This is a genomic window from Limnothrix sp. HT2024, from assembly GCF_059138625.1.
In genome coordinates, this window is the sequence record NZ_CM181121.1 from 1,904,955 (window position 1) to 1,919,834 (window position 14,880).

The window sequence follows — 14,880 nt, forward strand, 5'->3', positions numbered from 1 at the left end:
CAGTTTCCTATTAATCTCCAATGGATCACCTGAGCCATTTCAACTCAAAATGGCAGGTCAAATTCAGGAAAACTGAACCATCTTTAATTGGGCTAATCCAGCAAAAAGCTCTGTAGATCCTCAATCATCAGTGCCACCCCTTGGGCAAAATCAGGCACGGGCAGGCGATCGCCCAAGTCTACGAAAGCCCGAGGCGATCGCCCTGCTTGATAGACCAACACCGACAGATCCTCCGGGTCAATCAACCAAGCCATTTCTGTGCCCTGATCCAAACAAAACTGCATCTTTTCGATCAGCCGAATCAAGGGCTGTTGTGGTGACGCAATCTCCACAATCCAATCGGGTGCAAAATCGAAACTGTTGGCGACTCGGCCATCGGATTGGCGAGGAATTCGATCCCATTTGACCACCACGATATCGGGCACAAGCACACGCCCCCCGAAGGTGCAACGCAATTCTGCACCGGCTCTAGCAATGCGTGCTTTGCGCAAAACACTGTTCAGCACCGCAGTAAGTTCTGATTGCAAGTAGCTGTGCTGACCTTGTGGCATTGGCTTCTGATGAACCTGGCCGTTGATGTATTCGCTGGCCGGTTGAGTTTCGGGCAATGCGAGAAACTCAGCCAGCGACAGGGCCCGATCGCGGGAGACAGCAAGCACCATAACCAGCCTCGCATGGGGGATGAGCTGTTTCAATTTTAGCGATCGCCCGCGATCGACTCCCTAAACCCGCAACTGCGTAATGGCGATCGCGCCGCCAAAGCAAACAGCTACGTCGGTTCCCGGCGTTTGGGGGCGACCACCATAGGTGCCGCTGTACTGATAGCCCTCTCCTGTGCGCCGATAAATCGGTGGAACCGGGTCACGGGAAGGCTCACAAAACACGATTTCGGGATCGGGAGCACCGGGGTCGAGATGCGGGAAATTCACATTCCAGAAACTGCCAGGCTCCCAGGGCCGATCGAGCAGCAACGGCAACACCCGCACCGCCTGCTGAGCCGCCCAGTCCCAATCGATTTCCAGGGGCCGCCGGATCCAGTGCGACAGGGCGATCGCCCGCCGGCCTTGCAGCGTTGCTTCCCGAGCGGCCGCCACCGTACCCGAGTTATAAACATCCGTGCCCAGGTTGCCGCCCGCGTTAATGCCCGATAGCACCAGGCCCACCTCGGGAACCAGTTCGCTCACTGCTAACCGCACACAGTCGGCCGGTGTGCCCGCCACGGAGAACCCGCGATCGCGCTCCTGTACCGCCAGCAGGCGATGGTTATTAATCTGGTGACCACAGCCCGACTGTTCATTAGCAGGGGCAACCCACCGTACTGACCCTAACTGCAACTCCGTAACAGCGCGATCGAGCGCGGCAATCCCCGGCGCATCGTACCCGTCATCATTCGTCAGCACCAAAACCTGCGCCATAATTCCTCAGCGATCGCGAACAGGTTTCTATTGTTCCACTGACCAGCCAGCCACAGCATCCACCCACGCCCCGCGACACCATCAACAGACAAGGGGTTTAAACCCCTTGCCCCCACCACCGGGCGATCATTAGTACCAGTATTGGAGGATCTAAAATGTTAAAGATGAGAGAGTGGCTGTCATGGAAAAGTTAAATCAATATCGCCAGGTTATTCAAGAAATTTTGCTTGAGCACAGCCAAATTCAGCCAGCCTATGGCGAAATTGAAATGGCAGTGATATTCGACCATGAACGCGATCACTATCAAGTCATGCGGTCAGGTTGGCTTCAGAAACAACGAGTCTACGGCGTTCTAATTCATATTGATCTCAAGGGCGAAAAGATTTGGATCCAATATGATGGAACAGAAGTGGGCGTGGCTAATGAACTCCTAGAAAAAGGAGTTCCCAAAACAGATATTGTATTGGCTTATCACTCGCCATTTATGCGTCAATATAACGGATTTGCCGTTAATTAATTCTGGCTTCTAAGTGATCTGCCATGAAATCTAAATCATTTTGAGTGAGGTTAATTACCCGATGACAACCTCAAATTCGGAAACAGAGAAACAGCAAGCCTACCGCACGGTTATTAAGCAGCTTCTGACAGACTATGCAGCCTATAAGCCATCCTATGGCGACATCGAAATTCAAACCCTGTTTGACAGCGAGCATGATCACTACCAGGTTTTGGCGATCGGCTGGTACAACAAACAAAGAATTTATGGTTGCTCAATCCACCTGGATCTAAAACAAGGCAAGATCTGGATCCAGGCCAATAACACCGAGCTGGATATTGCTCAGAATTTGGTTGAACGAGGTATTCCCAAAGAAGATATTGTGATTGGGTTTCATCCACCTCATTTCCGCCAATTTTCAGGCTATGCGATCGCCTAAAAACTTTAATTCTTAACCATTTGAGTCGGCAAGGGCAGCCGCTTGGACCGCCATCAATTTACCGATGCCCTTTTCGGCCAAATCCAGCAGTGCATTCAGTTGCGATCGGCTGTAGCTACCCGATTCCGCCGTGCCCTGCACTTCAATTAAATTACCCTCGCCGTTCATCACCACGTTGAAGTCCACATCGGCGGCCACATCTTCCGGGTAGTTCAAATCCAGATAGGCGGCTCCCTCAATCAACCCCACGGAAACGGCAGCGACCGGCGAGAAGATCGGCAGCATTGCCAACTCCCCAGCATCCACCAGCGATCGCAACGCATCCACCAGCGCCACATAGCAGCCCGTGATCGCCGTGGTGCGTGTGCCCGCATCGGCCTGCAACACGTCCGCATCGATCGCCAGCGTGCGCTCCCCCAAACCCCGCAAATCCACCGCCGCCCGCAAACTCCGGCCAATTAGCCGCTGAATTTCTTGGGTGCGCCCGGACAGCTTGAAGGTTTCCCGCGACTGCCGATCGGGCGTGGCCCCCGGCATCATTCGATATTCCGCCGTCAGCCAACCCTGGCCTGAATCCGCCAGCCAGCGTGGCACACCGGACTGCACAGACACGGTGCAAATCACCTGCGTGTCACCACAGCAAGCCAACACAGACCCGGCAGCATATTTGGTGAAATTGCGCTGGAATCGAACGGGGCGGAGCTGGTCGGGCGATCGACCGTCGGGACGTTGCCAGGACATGGTTACGGGTGCAAACAACTCAATAACGTTAACCAACCTGGGCTGCCAGCTCTTCCAATTGGGCCTGTTGATCTTGGGTGATGCAAGACTGAACCATCTCGTCAATGTCACCTTCCAGGGCCGCCGTGAGGGTGAAGTTTTGGCCCAGACGGTGATCGGTCACGCGATTGTCTTTGTAGTTGTAGGTGCGAATTTTTTCCGATCGGGAACCGCTGCCCACCTGCAATCGCCGGGCAGAGGTCACCGCCTCCTGTTGTTCTCGCATCTTCATTTCGTAGAGCTTAGCCCGCAGGATTTGCATGGCCCGCTCCTTGTTCTTGAGCTGCGATCGCTCCTCCGTACAAAACACCCGAATGCCCGTCGGTTTGTGGTACAGGTCGGCGGCGGTTTCCACCTTGTTCACGTTTTGGCCACCGGCCCCGCCCGATCGGGCCGTGGTTAGCTCAATGTCCTTCGGGTCGATGTGAACTTCCACTTCGTCCACCTCCGGCATAATTGCCACCGTGGCTGTGGAAGTATGCACCCGGCCGCCCGCTTCCGTGGCCGGCACGCGCTGCACCCGGTGAACACCCGCTTCATACTTCAGCTTGCTGTAAACCCGATCGCCCTGCACTTCCAGGATCACTTCCTTGAAGCCGCCCGCCTCCGACAGCGACTCGCTCACCAAGGCCACCTTCCAGCCTTGGGTTGTGGCATAGCGGGAATACATTCGCAGCAAATCGCCCGCCCAGATACAGGCCTCATCGCCACCCGTACCGGCCCGAATTTCCAACATGATGTTTTTGTCATCATTGGGGTCACGGGGCAACAGCAAAATTTTCAGTTGATATTCCAACTGGGCAACCCGATCGTTCAAATCTTCCACTTCCAGTTGCGCCATTTCCCGCAACTCCGGGTCATCGCCCGACTCCTTCAGGATCTCGCGGGCCCCTTCCAAATCGCTGACGGCCGTTTTCCATGCGTCATAGGTTGCCACCGTCTCTTCCAAAGACGATCGCGCCTTGGCCACTCGCTGAAATTCTGTCGGATCCGTGGCAACGTCAGGATCCGCAAGGCGGCGGGTTAACTCATTAAAGGTTTGCTCAACGGATTGCAGCTTATCGAGCAAATATTGTTCAGCCATCGGGTCGCGGGGCGATCGTGAAATCGAATGAAGGGAGCAAAATACTACCGTCATGCTATCAAGGATCGTCCCCTCGCGACCGATTCCGCCTAACCCGCCGATCACAATGGGACTAGGGCCTGTCGTCATTTCCTAGGATCAGGCGGAAACGATTGATTTTCCATGTCCCAGTCGTCGTAACAAGGGGCTTAAGCCCCTTCCCACGATCTGCTAATGATGGCATCAGGGCTTCAGGTGATTTGACGACACGCCCTATGCCCCCGAAAGACGCGCGGCCTCTTCCATCCGGCGACGGAGGGACAGGGGACGCATATCCGTCCACACTTCCTTGATGTAATCCAAGCACTCCGATTTGGGGCCTTGCTTGCCCACATCGTTCCAACCCAACGGATTTTCTCGATCGACTGGCCAAATCGAGTACTGTTCCTCGTGGTTAATCACAACCTTGTAAATTACCCAATCTTCCGTTTCTGATGACATAGAACAAATCCTCAAGAGATAGCAATCAAAACATGATGCGATCGTGTCCTAGTAGGGGCGACTCGGATATACGCCTTGGACGCAAATACACCAATTGGTGACCAAATAGGGCGGCATATTGTTGTGGGGTTGGCCACCACCCACCTTCGATAGGGCAGCCGCATTCAAGGAAGTTTCCGGCGTGAGATCAAAACCCTTGAAGCGATCGTCCACCGGGCCAATGAAGTTATTCGCCGGAGTGGAAACCGACGAATCCGAAGACGCTTTAATCGCGTGATTGTGGGTGGGTAAATGAGCAACGGTGAGCGTCACCTGTTCGCTCCCCCCTCGCTGCCCCTGTGGATAGTTGGGCAATCCGGGGCCTTGGCCAGGGCCGATCGCGATGCGTCCCCGCAAATCCGGCAAGTTAAACGTGTTTATGCCGTCGCCCCCAAACGTCGTACTTAACAGACTAAAAAGCGCTGTGTACTGAGCAATTTGCAATGTCCGTCCATCGCAAAGCATCCAGTCTGTTGGCGCAAAGTTATAGCCAAAGGATTTAATCTGTCCAATATAGGCATCGATCATGAAACACCTCGGTAATCGGTTTTGGGTAGTAATCGATCTGGCAAAAGAGCCTTGATCAACCAGATTTGTCGATCACAGTCAGCCCCATGGTGACCCAATGGTTTAGGGCAAGAACTGAGAGCAAGAACTGAGGACAAGAACCCGGTCGATCGTCCATAAAATGAATGCAAACCGCCCTGCGATCTACCACCGACTCGGGAAAATTCCCGTTGTGGCAATGCACCAATTCACCACCAAAAAGGGCGGCATATTGTCATGGGGCGCGCCACTGCCCGTGGCTGAGATTGCTGTTGGAGAAATAGTGGCTTTGCCCGCCGTCGTGCCGTAGCCCTTGGGCGCATCACCGGCATTGGCCGTAAGCGTTCCGAAATAGCGATCTTGCGGAAAAACAGCAGCGGCATCTGAGGAAACTTTGACTTCGTGGGTGTGGGCAGGAATTTGAGTCGTCAGCAGACTGACTTCCGGCGCACCGCCCAATTGCCCCATGAGGTACGGTGACCCATTCGAGGGCAGCCCTTGCGAAATATTGGTGCGACCGCGCAAATCCGGCAGGCCAAAGGTCGTTCTGCCATCACCACCGTAGGTCGTTCCGAGCAGGGCGAAGAGCGCTTGATTTTGCGCAATCGGCAATAGTTGCCCTTGGCACAAGGCCCACCCCCGAGGCGCAAAGGGAAAGGCAAAGGCTTGAATCTGTCCAATAAATGGATCCATGGCTGTAGGGAAGGAAGAGGACAACAAAACGAGATTCAGCAAAAACGCGCCATTACCAATCGCGGGTGGGATATTCGCCGATTGTCGCAATGCACCATTGCAGGGCGAGGTAGGGGGGCATGTTTTCGTGAGGCTGGCCACCGCCCGTATTGGCAATCACCCCCGGGGCTAGGCTGGCTTCGGGGGTAGAGTCATAGGCGTTGGCGGGTGTTCCATCGGCGGTGGTGAGGGGGCCGAGAAAATTGCCGCTGGGGCTGTTGGTGGTGGAACTGTCGGCGGTGGCGAGGGTGTGGGTGTGGGCGGGCAGGTTGGCAACCGTCAGGGTAACTTGGGCTTGGCCGCCGGTTCTGCCGATGTCATAGGTTCGACCTTGGCCGGGTGCTGATCCCTGGCCGATCGGGACACGGCCTCGGAGATCTGGCAAGTTGAAGACCGTATAGCCATCTCCGCCGTAAGTGGTGCCAAGCAAGCTGAAGAGGGCTTCATTCTCTCGGATGGGGAGCGATCGCCCGTCGCAGGGCAACCAGCCTTCGGGCGCGAAATTGTAGGGATATAGTTCGAGCTGTCCAATGAAGGGTTCGAGCATATTTATTTAAGGGTAATTGAGGAGTGAATGAGTCGGTCATCGTCAGCACCAGCCCTCCGAAAATAGGCATTGCCGAGACATGCAAAAATGTCACTCGACGCGGAATGCTTCGGTAACTGTGCGCCTATTTGGGGCGATCGCTGATTGCTATGAAAACCGCTCAGAAGTCTTGCTGGCAATGATTAACCCACGACTCAAAACCTGAGGCAATCATCATTTTTGCCAAATCAATTATCATTTTTGCCAAACAATCTTCATCCCCAATAAACTAGAAGATTGTCTTTAGAATCATGACTCTCTTCGATATTTTTCGTGATCTTTATTTATGGAATTCCATCGAAAATGAGCGAGCTTGCTAATTTTTCTTTGCAATTTGTGCCGTTCCATTTCAAATCTTGATTAAGAACCAAAAATTCGAGATCAACCACAATTCATCCCCAAGACCATTGGCTGGTTGGGAGTGATGATCGGGTGGATCCTTTGTTTGATCTCGGTTGTTTGATCTCGGTTGTTTGATCTCGGTTGTTTGATCTCGGTTGCTTGATCTCGGTTGTTTGATCTCGGTTCGGGATAGGCTGAAACCCAAATTCTGTGGCTGTCTGGGCACTCTACTCATTCAAGTTCAGCCGAAAAAGCTGGCTTGACGTGCGCTGGCGTTAGCTTAGGGAATATTAATGGGCTGGCCATCGCGGGTATAAATTGCGATGTCCCACTGGCCACTCCGTTCAATTTCAAAGGCGATGCGGCTGCCGTCGGCGCTCAGTTGCGGGTTGCGGGTTTCCAGTTGCAGGGCTTGGGTCAGGTTGCGCAATTGATTGGTGGTGCGATCGTAAAGGTAAATATCGGTGCGGCCCTGGCGACTGGCGGAAAAGGCAATCCAACGACCATCGCTGGAAATGCTGGGGCTGGCGGCGATCGTGTCAAAGGCGTTTAGCTCTGGCAGCTCGATCGCCCGTCGTTCTTGAAGGTCATAGAGCAACACATCCTGGCTGCCCCGGCGATCGGACACAAACACCAAAAAGCGCCCCGCCACGGCCGGGCTGGTTTCCGAAAAAGCGCTGTTGAGGCTGTTGGGGTTGGCTCCGGCCGCATCGAAAGGAAAGCTGAGGGTGCGACCACTGGCGCAACCCACCAACCCGATCGCCCAACTGGCGATCCAGAGCTGTTGCAGGGGCGATCGCCCTCGGCGGGATTGGCTCATGGCATCGGCCCCTCGCTGATCAAGATCTCGGTGCAAGATCTAGGGCAACAGCTTTTTGAGAGCCAGCAGGGATTCTGCATTCAGCGTCACTTCCACAGCCTGGCCCGCTGGGCGATCGATCAGCGTGAGAATGCATTGGCCGCCACCGGTTTTGACGGTGGCGGTGGGATTGGTGAGGGCGATCGTGTCCAAGCGGGCTTCCGGCTGGCCCACCCGAATCACCACATCATTTTGAGATTGGGGATAAATGTAGAGATATTGCCCATTGGCTGACAGCTTCAGGGACTGGGGCGTGGTGTTGCGCTCCAGGTCGCTGCCCAGCTTTTTGTAATAGAACGTGATGCCCCGAACTTCCGGCCCTTGGATGGTGAATTCATCGTCGAAGCGCTCCGCATCCCAATCAAGGGTCTGGGGATCCGTGGCGCGATCGAGCAAGCGCTGCCGCCAAGTCACGGATTTTCCCGTCAAGCTCACCCACCATTGGCGAATGGTCTCAAAATGAACGGCATTCTCTGGATCGTTGCTGCCGTAAAGCCAAGTTGCGCTGAAAGGTTGCACGGACAAAATCCCGTTTCAAAATCCCATGAACTAATTGAACAATTAATTTTTCAATTATTTTCAATTCATTAGTTTCAGTTAATTAAACCTTGGGGGGCGATCGCCCAGATTACCCAAATCGACCAAATCGCACCTTGAAGGCGAGAGCGTTACCCTAGGAAGGCGTTTGGGGACAATCCTTGGGGAATAATCAACCGGAGCAATCAACCGTTGATTCGCCCCACAGCTCTGGGATGAAACCGGGTCGATCGCCCCGCCATCCCCGGCTTGTTGACCAACCTTGAACCAGCGATGAACCGGCGACCCACCGCAGGTCGGCCCCAGGAGCCAAGATTGCGGAGCCAAGATTGCGATGAATGTGCCGCTAGTTTATCACCCCGATTATGTCGCGCCGTTGCCCCCCGGCCACCGGTTCCCGATGCAAAAGTTTGCCAGGCTCTACGACCGGTTGCGCAGCGATGGCACGGCAACCCCCGAACAGTTTCACCAGCCCGATCGACCGCCCCAGGACTGGATTGAGCTGGTGCACGATCGCGCCTATGTGGAAGCCTATTGCCAAGGCACTTTGGATCCAAAAGCCCAACGCCGAATTGGGTTGCCCTGGTCGCCGGCCTTGGCCAATCGCACCTGTGTGGCGGTCGGTGGCACGGTGCTGACGGCGCGGCTGGCCCTGCGCCATGGTCTGGCTTGCAATTTGGCGGGCGGCACCCACCACGCCTTCCCCGATTTTGGCTCCGGATTTTGCATCTTTAACGACTTGGCGATCGCCACCCGGGTTTTGCAGGCCGAAGGCTTGGTCGATCGGGTCTTGATCGTGGACTTGGATGTGCATCAAGGGGATGGAACCGCCTGGATTTTTCGCAACGAACCGCAGGTCTTCACCTTTTCTATGCATTGCGAGGCAAATTTTCCCGCCCGCAAACAGGCCAGCGATTTGGATGTGGCATTGCCAGAAGGCATGGAAGATGATGACTATTTACAAACGCTCGATCGCTTCCTGCCCGATTTGCTCGCCCAAGTGCGGCCCGATCTGGTGATTTACGATGCGGGGGTGGATCCCCATGGGGGCGATCGGTTGGGCAAGCTCGCCCTCACCGATTCCGGTTTGTTTCGGCGGGATATGCAGGTGCTGACCACCTGTGTGGCGGCGGGCTATCCGGTGGCCTGCACGATCGGTGGCGGCTACTGCGATGATTTGGCGGCCTTGGTCGATCGCCACGCCCTCATCCACCGGGCAGCGGCTCAGGTCGCCCAGTGTTACGGTCTCTGAGCTGCTACGGCCTCTGAACCACTGATGCTCTGCAAGGGCGATCGCGCAACATATTGCCCACCGGCCGGGCAAAACCCGATCCAACAAAACCAGGCCAGAACCCGACAGAACAGCCGCCGGGCGATCGCCCCTTTCAAGACACAAAAAATCCCGGCAACGGCAGAACAGCCCTCGGGCGATCGCGCCGCAGGCGACAATAGAAATCGGGCTGGCAGAGCAGACCGACGCGCCCAATTGCTTCACAACTCCCTATGATGCTGTCCAAAGGCTTTGAAATTGAAATCTATACCGGAACCCACGATGGGCAAATTGTGGGCCTGTCCGATCGCATTACCGCCAACCTAGACGGCTTTGTGCGCGAACCCGACAGCCGCAATGTGGAATACACCACCGCTCCCCTGTGCAGCTATGAGCGATTGCTGTGCGATTTACTGGTTCCTCGGTTGCGCCTGCGCCAATACCTGAAAACCCTGGGCCCCTACACCCTGGTTCCCGGCGGCACATTAGCCCTGGGCGGGAGCGATCGCTTCTACCGATCTGACCCAGCCAACCCCTACCACGCCTACATTGAACGCACCTACGGAACCAAAGTCGTCACCGCCAGCGTTCATATCAACATTGGCATTGCCGATCCAGAACTGTTGATGCGGGCTTGTCGGCTGGTGCGGGTGGAAGCACCGCTCTACTTGGCCCTGAGCGCTTCCTCTCCCTTCTTGGATGGCGAACCAACCGGATTCCATTCCACCCGCTGGCACCTGTTCCCCCAAACGCCCGATCGAGTGCCCCTGTTTGAAAGCCACGCGCACTTCATTCGCTGGACTGAAGAACAATTGGAACTGGGAACCATGCAAAATGTCCGCCACCTTTGGAGTTCCGTGCGGCCCAACGGCGATTGCCGGCCCTATAACCTCAATCGATTGGAACTGCGGATTTGTGACCCGGTGATTGACCCCTTGGCCCTGCTGGCGATCACGGCCCTACTGGAGGCTCGGCTGTGCCAACTGATGGACGATCCCAGCTTAGATCCACTCACTGCGAGCCTGTTGCCAACCGCCACCCGCAATGACGATTTACTGTCGTTGACCCTGGCCAACGAAATGGCCGTCGCTCGCCACAGCTTGGATGCATCCCTACGCCATTGGCAGGATGGCCGCACCATCAAGGCCAGGGATTGGATCGCCCAGCTCTACGCGGAATTACGCCCGATCGCCAAAGAGCGCGGGTTTAGCTGCTTCCTGTCACCCTTGCAGCGCATTTTGCGGGAAGGCAACGCCGCCCAACAGTGGCTCCAACAGGTGGAAACGGGCCACAGTTGCCAAGCGGTGGTGGCCCAAGCGATTCAAGAGGCCCAGCAGTGGGAACGGGACTTGGCAGACCAGACCTGTCAAGGTTCATTGGTGGCCTAGGTTGCCCATGGGGCCAGCCTGGTTAATCGCCCCCATACATTGCGCTCCTATGCATCGCGCTTCGGTCGATCGCGCCGATTCAATCCGCATGATTCAGATCCATTCAGATCGAGTCAGATCAAGATGGCCAGTCAGGATAATCGACGGTTCGATCGCCAATCTTGCCAGCGCAACTTTAACGACACATAGAGCGGCCACTGGTAATGCTCCAGCACCAACCAGGCGGCCAAAATGAAATGCCCGATCGCCGCTGAAATTAACCACCCTTGGCCAAATCCCACCGATCGGGAGCCGGGCAACGGGGGAAAGAGGTATTGCGACAAACCAATCAACCCCACCGGCCCGATCGCCAAAATCACCGCCAGCAGCCAGATGGTCGGTGTGAGTGCTTCATTGCTGTGGCGCACCGGTTGCCACGATCGCCCCAACCAACGCCACTGCAAGGGCTGGGTGCTGTCTTCCACTCGCAAAATCCGGGATTGCAAATCCAGCGTGAACAGATGCCGACAAAAATCGCAGGCCCAGGCATCCTCCATCATCGGCATCGGCTGGATTTGTCCGTGGCGACAAATGGGACAGGGGTGCTGATCGCGATCGTCCAAGGGAGCCAACACTGACCACCCCAACTCCCGAGGCTTAGGCGCTTTGCTGAATCTGGGGGGGCGATCGCCCGATCGCTGAAAATCAAACGCACTCATGGTGCCCCTGGCTCTCGAAACCGTTCTCGCTCAGTCTAGCCAGTTGCCCCCGCGAATTTCCCATCCCTTAAGAAAATTCACGCCCGCTGTCCTACCCGATCGCCTCAGGATCAATCCCCAACTCCCGCAGCCGGGCCGCCAGGAGATCGGCTCGTTGGCGCTCGGTTGCGGCCCGTTGGCGTTCGGCGGCCGCTCGATCGCGCTCCACCTCCGCCTCGCTGCGATAGCGTTGGCCCCGCGCGTCATACCAAGTGAGAATTTCTCGATCGAACGGGTCATCGATGAGGCGATCGCGCCCAATCCCTAAGCTAATTTCCGGCATCCAACAGGGTTCACCACTTTGCCGTTGATAAGCCCCATCAACCAACTTGTAAACCTCAAAGGGATCATGACCGTCCCGCTGCCAAAATTCGGGGTTATAGATCACGTAATACAACACGCCTAAACGGGCATAAATCGCCATTTTGCTGTCATATTCCCCGCCCGGCTTGTGGGACACCATCTCCAGGGTCAAAATCGGCGGGATGTTGTTTTCTGTCCAAGTAATGTAGCTACGACGCGATTTCCCGTCCTTGCGGCGATCGACCCCAAGGCTCAAAAAGGCATCGGGAATCACGGGGACTCGCGAATTAGAACCCGTGGTGTGATAAATCCCCATATCCACCGCAAAAAACCAGTCTTCCCGCTGTTTCCAAATATATTCCAGCAAGAACAGAAGGAGATTGGGAAGCAGATTCTGTTCTTCGTTATCCACGGGCGTGTCGTCGGAGTCGGGTAGCTCGTCAACGGGGGGCAGGGACTTTAATAACTCGGCAGAGAGTTCCAAAGACGATGGCAGCATGGCGCGGCGCTCCTGGCATTGCGGCCTAAGTCGTGGGGGCAAGGGGCTTAAGCCCCTTGTCTTCGTTGATCGATGGGGCGTGCAGAGTATCGATCCTGGCATTGCGGCCTAAGAGGATGTCTCAAAAGTATCTTTCGGCACGGGCAATGCACCAATAGTCGTGGGGGCAAGGGGCTTAAGCCCCTTGTCTTCGTTGATCGATGGGGCGTGCAGAGTATCGATTTTGGCTTTTCAGACATCCTCTAACACCCTCCATTCTGGCAAAGGCTGGCGCTGGCTTGTGGTGGGGAGACAGGCGTTAAATTAGAAGCGATCGCCACTGCCCAGCTCACTCGCGCTGCTCACTGCTCATGATGACCGATCGCATCCTCCGAGACCGATATCGTCTTGTTCAAAAACTGGGTGAAGGGACGTTTGGTAACACTTACCTGGCGCAGGATTTGAACTGGCCGGAACCGCGATCGCTGGCGGTGAAGCATTTGCGTCCCAAGTTTGAGCGCCAAGACCAGGAAATCAACCCGGCTGATTTGTTGATCGCCAAGGAATACTTTGACCGGGAAGCAGCCAAGCTCGCCAAGCTCGATCACTGCGACCAAATTCCTCGACTGATTGAGCGATTTGAGGAAGGCGGTGAGTTTTTTATTGTGATGGACTATGTGGAAGGGCGGCCCCTGAGCTTTGAGCTAACGCCGGGAGCGCCTTGGAGTGAAGCGGCGGTGGTGGAGTTGATTCGGGGGCTGTTGGAGCCGCTGTCGGTGGTTCACAGCAATCAACTGATTCACCGGGATGTTAAACCGGCGAATGTGATGCGACGGCGCAGGGACGATCGATTGGTGTTGATCGACTTTGGCGGCGTGAAGGAGGTGGCCACGGCCCAATATAGCCAAGCGCGACTTGTGCCGACACCGCCGACGTTTTGGATTGGCACGCCGGGCTATTTGGCTCCCGAACAGGCTTTGGGTGAGGCGCAATATCAAAGCGATCTCTATTCGGTGGGGGTGATTGGCCTGCAAGCGTTGCTGGGCCGTGGGCCGGGGCAAATTCCCGGTAATCTGGCGCGGGGCGTTTTTGATTGGGAGCAGATTCAGCGGTTGATGCCGATGGGCGATCGACTGCGGCAGTTGTTGCAAAAACTGACCAATCACGATTGGCAACAGCGCTATTCAGATGGGCAGGCAGCTTTGGAGGCGATCGAGTCGTTGTTTTTCAGTTCCGCAGCGCCGACGGTGCGGATTGGCTCGCCGCCGCCACCGTTGCCGATCGTGCCGCCTCGGGAGGGGTTGCGAACGCGGCTGGGGCGCTGGCTGCTTGGATCAGAAGTTGATCCGTTTGCGGGCTGGAATTTACAGGAATGGTCGTTTGAGACGGTGCGGGTCGATCGTGCTGGGCGCATTGTGAAGCGATCGAAGAAAACGGCCAAGTCGCACTTTGTGGATTTGGGTGAAGGGGTGTGGCTGGAACTGGTGGCCATCCCCGGTGGCCAGTTCCAAATGGGATCACCGGAGACTGAACTAGAACGAAAGGATTCGGAAGGGCCGGTGAGAACTGTAACCGTGCCGCCGTTGTTGGTGAGTCGGTATCCGGTGACGGTGGAGCAATGGAGACGGGTAGCGGGTAGCTTCCCAGCGGTGCTGAACCCGCAGCTCAAAGCTGATCCCTCGCGATGGAAAGACGCAAAAGGGCCAGTGGAGAAAGTGAACTGGTTTGATGCGATGGAGTTTTGTGCGCGGCTGTCGAAGGCCACGAATCGGCTATATCGATTGCCCACGGAAGCGGAGTGGGAATATGCCTGCCGAGGGGGAACGCAAACACCTTTTGCCTTTGGGGAAACGCTGACCCCGGAGCTAGCGAACTATGACGGGAACTACACCTATGCCGATGGATTTAAAGGGGAATATCGGCAACGCACGACCCCTGTGGGTCAATTTCCACCGAACGGATTTGGATTGCAGGATATGCACGGGAACGTGTGGGAATGGTGTATGGATGATTGGTATGGCAGCTATGCCAATGCGCCGAGTACATCAGAGGCGAGATTTCAGAATGATAATCATTCTCACGTCTTTAATTCAGCAATAAAACTTAACAATTACCAGGAGCGATTTTTTCAGGAAATGGTGAAGGTTGACAATGAACAACCCAAACTCCTGCGTGGTGGTTCTTGGTTCGACGATCCGAGGTGCTGCCGTTCTGCGGCTCGCTACAGGAGGAGGGCTGATAGCATCGACGACGACGTCGGCTTCCGGGTCTTTGTTTGGCCCTAGCCAGCACTCTTTTCCCTTCTTCTCTTCTTTCCCTCTTTTCCCTTCTTTTTTCCCCCGCGCTGTGCGCGGTCGATTTTTTTTCAA

The 14,880-nt window shown here is 55.7% G+C and carries 18 protein-coding genes; 5 read left to right on the top strand and 13 right to left on the bottom strand.

Features of this window, described 5'->3' with window-relative positions:
* Positions 1-92: 92 nt before the first annotated feature.
* Positions 93-662: a Uma2 family endonuclease gene (locus AC2IAX_RS07675; RefSeq protein WP_494390027.1), complete on the bottom strand. Its 570-nt coding sequence runs from the start codon at positions 660-662 to the stop codon at positions 93-95.
* Between the two features lie 60 nt (positions 663-722).
* Entirely contained in the window at positions 723-1,415 is a 693-nt protein-coding gene (gene surE, locus AC2IAX_RS07680) for a 5'/3'-nucleotidase SurE (protein WP_494390028.1), read from the bottom strand.
* 181 nt (positions 1,416-1,596) lie between these two features.
* On the opposite strand from surE, the gene AC2IAX_RS07685 reads away from it, so the two are divergent.
* Both AC2IAX_RS07685 and AC2IAX_RS07690 read left to right on the top strand, forming a co-directional pair.
* Positions 1,597-1,932, top strand: coding sequence for a XisI protein (locus AC2IAX_RS07685; protein WP_494390029.1), 336 nt, complete (start codon positions 1,597-1,599; stop codon positions 1,930-1,932).
* A 61-nt stretch (positions 1,933-1,993) separates the two neighbouring features.
* On the top strand, positions 1,994-2,350 hold the full coding sequence (locus tag AC2IAX_RS07690) for a XisI protein (RefSeq protein WP_494390030.1): 357 nt from the start codon (positions 1,994-1,996) through the stop codon (positions 2,348-2,350).
* Positions 2,351-2,362: 12 nt separating this feature from the next.
* On the opposite strand, the gene rph is transcribed toward AC2IAX_RS07690, so the two are convergent.
* The 8 genes from rph to AC2IAX_RS07730 form a co-directional block, all read right to left on the bottom strand.
* Positions 2,363-3,091, bottom strand: coding sequence for a ribonuclease PH (gene rph / locus AC2IAX_RS07695; RefSeq protein ID WP_494390031.1), 729 nt, complete (start codon positions 3,089-3,091; stop codon positions 2,363-2,365).
* A 28-nt stretch (positions 3,092-3,119) separates the two neighbouring features.
* The gene (gene prfA / locus AC2IAX_RS07700; protein WP_494390032.1) at positions 3,120-4,214 is read right to left on the bottom strand and encodes a peptide chain release factor 1; all 1,095 of its coding nucleotides are present in this window, start codon (positions 4,212-4,214) and stop codon (positions 3,120-3,122) included.
* Between the two features lie 252 nt (positions 4,215-4,466).
* Positions 4,467-4,694, bottom strand: a complete 228-nt coding sequence (locus AC2IAX_RS07705) for an MbtH family protein (RefSeq protein WP_494390033.1) — start codon at positions 4,692-4,694, stop codon at positions 4,467-4,469.
* Between the two features lie 48 nt (positions 4,695-4,742).
* On the bottom strand, positions 4,743-5,261 hold the full coding sequence (locus AC2IAX_RS07710; RefSeq protein WP_494390034.1) for a phage tail protein: 519 nt from the start codon (positions 5,259-5,261) through the stop codon (positions 4,743-4,745).
* A gap of 183 nt (positions 5,262-5,444) precedes the next feature.
* Positions 5,445-5,972 (bottom strand): phage tail protein, encoded by a 528-nt coding sequence (locus AC2IAX_RS07715; RefSeq protein WP_494390035.1) that lies wholly within the window; start codon positions 5,970-5,972, stop codon positions 5,445-5,447.
* Between the two features lie 52 nt (positions 5,973-6,024).
* Positions 6,025-6,558 (bottom strand): phage tail protein, encoded by a 534-nt coding sequence (locus AC2IAX_RS07720; protein ID WP_494390036.1) that lies wholly within the window; start codon positions 6,556-6,558, stop codon positions 6,025-6,027.
* Between the two features lie 661 nt (positions 6,559-7,219).
* Complete coding sequence (locus AC2IAX_RS07725; RefSeq protein WP_494390037.1) at positions 7,220-7,759, bottom strand: TolB family protein; 540 nt, start codon at positions 7,757-7,759, stop codon at positions 7,220-7,222.
* 39 nt (positions 7,760-7,798) lie between these two features.
* Positions 7,799-8,317 carry a hypothetical protein gene (locus AC2IAX_RS07730; RefSeq protein ID WP_494390038.1) on the bottom strand — a complete coding sequence of 173 codons (519 nt, stop codon included), beginning with the start codon at positions 8,315-8,317 and terminating at the stop codon, positions 7,799-7,801.
* Between the two features lie 352 nt (positions 8,318-8,669).
* Between AC2IAX_RS07730 and AC2IAX_RS07735 the strand changes: the two genes are divergently transcribed.
* Positions 8,670-9,587 carry a histone deacetylase family protein gene (locus AC2IAX_RS07735; protein ID WP_494390039.1) on the top strand — a complete coding sequence of 306 codons (918 nt, stop codon included), beginning with the start codon at positions 8,670-8,672 and terminating at the stop codon, positions 9,585-9,587.
* On the opposite strand, the gene AC2IAX_RS07740 is transcribed toward AC2IAX_RS07735, so the two are convergent.
* On the bottom strand, positions 9,575-9,784 hold the full coding sequence (locus tag AC2IAX_RS07740; RefSeq protein ID WP_494390040.1) for a hypothetical protein: 210 nt from the start codon (positions 9,782-9,784) through the stop codon (positions 9,575-9,577). The two genes, AC2IAX_RS07735 and AC2IAX_RS07740, sit on opposite strands and share 13 nt — an antisense overlap.
* A 54-nt stretch (positions 9,785-9,838) precedes the next feature.
* Between AC2IAX_RS07740 and gshA the strand changes: the two genes are divergently transcribed.
* Positions 9,839-10,993, top strand: coding sequence for a glutamate--cysteine ligase (gene gshA / locus AC2IAX_RS07745; protein ID WP_494390041.1), 1,155 nt, complete (start codon positions 9,839-9,841; stop codon positions 10,991-10,993).
* A 131-nt stretch (positions 10,994-11,124) separates the two neighbouring features.
* Here the strand turns inward: gshA and AC2IAX_RS07750 are convergent, their stop codons facing one another.
* Positions 11,125-11,691: a hypothetical protein gene (locus tag AC2IAX_RS07750; RefSeq protein ID WP_494390042.1), complete on the bottom strand. Its 567-nt coding sequence runs from the start codon at positions 11,689-11,691 to the stop codon at positions 11,125-11,127.
* A gap of 91 nt (positions 11,692-11,782) precedes the next feature.
* Positions 11,783-12,532: a Uma2 family endonuclease gene (locus AC2IAX_RS07755; RefSeq protein WP_494390043.1), complete on the bottom strand. Its 750-nt coding sequence runs from the start codon at positions 12,530-12,532 to the stop codon at positions 11,783-11,785.
* 350 nt (positions 12,533-12,882) lie between these two features.
* Between AC2IAX_RS07755 and AC2IAX_RS07760 the strand changes: the two genes are divergently transcribed.
* Entirely contained in the window at positions 12,883-14,796 is a 1,914-nt protein-coding gene (locus tag AC2IAX_RS07760; RefSeq protein WP_494390044.1) for an SUMF1/EgtB/PvdO family nonheme iron enzyme, read from the top strand.
* The last annotated feature ends 84 nt before the right edge of the window (positions 14,797-14,880 follow it).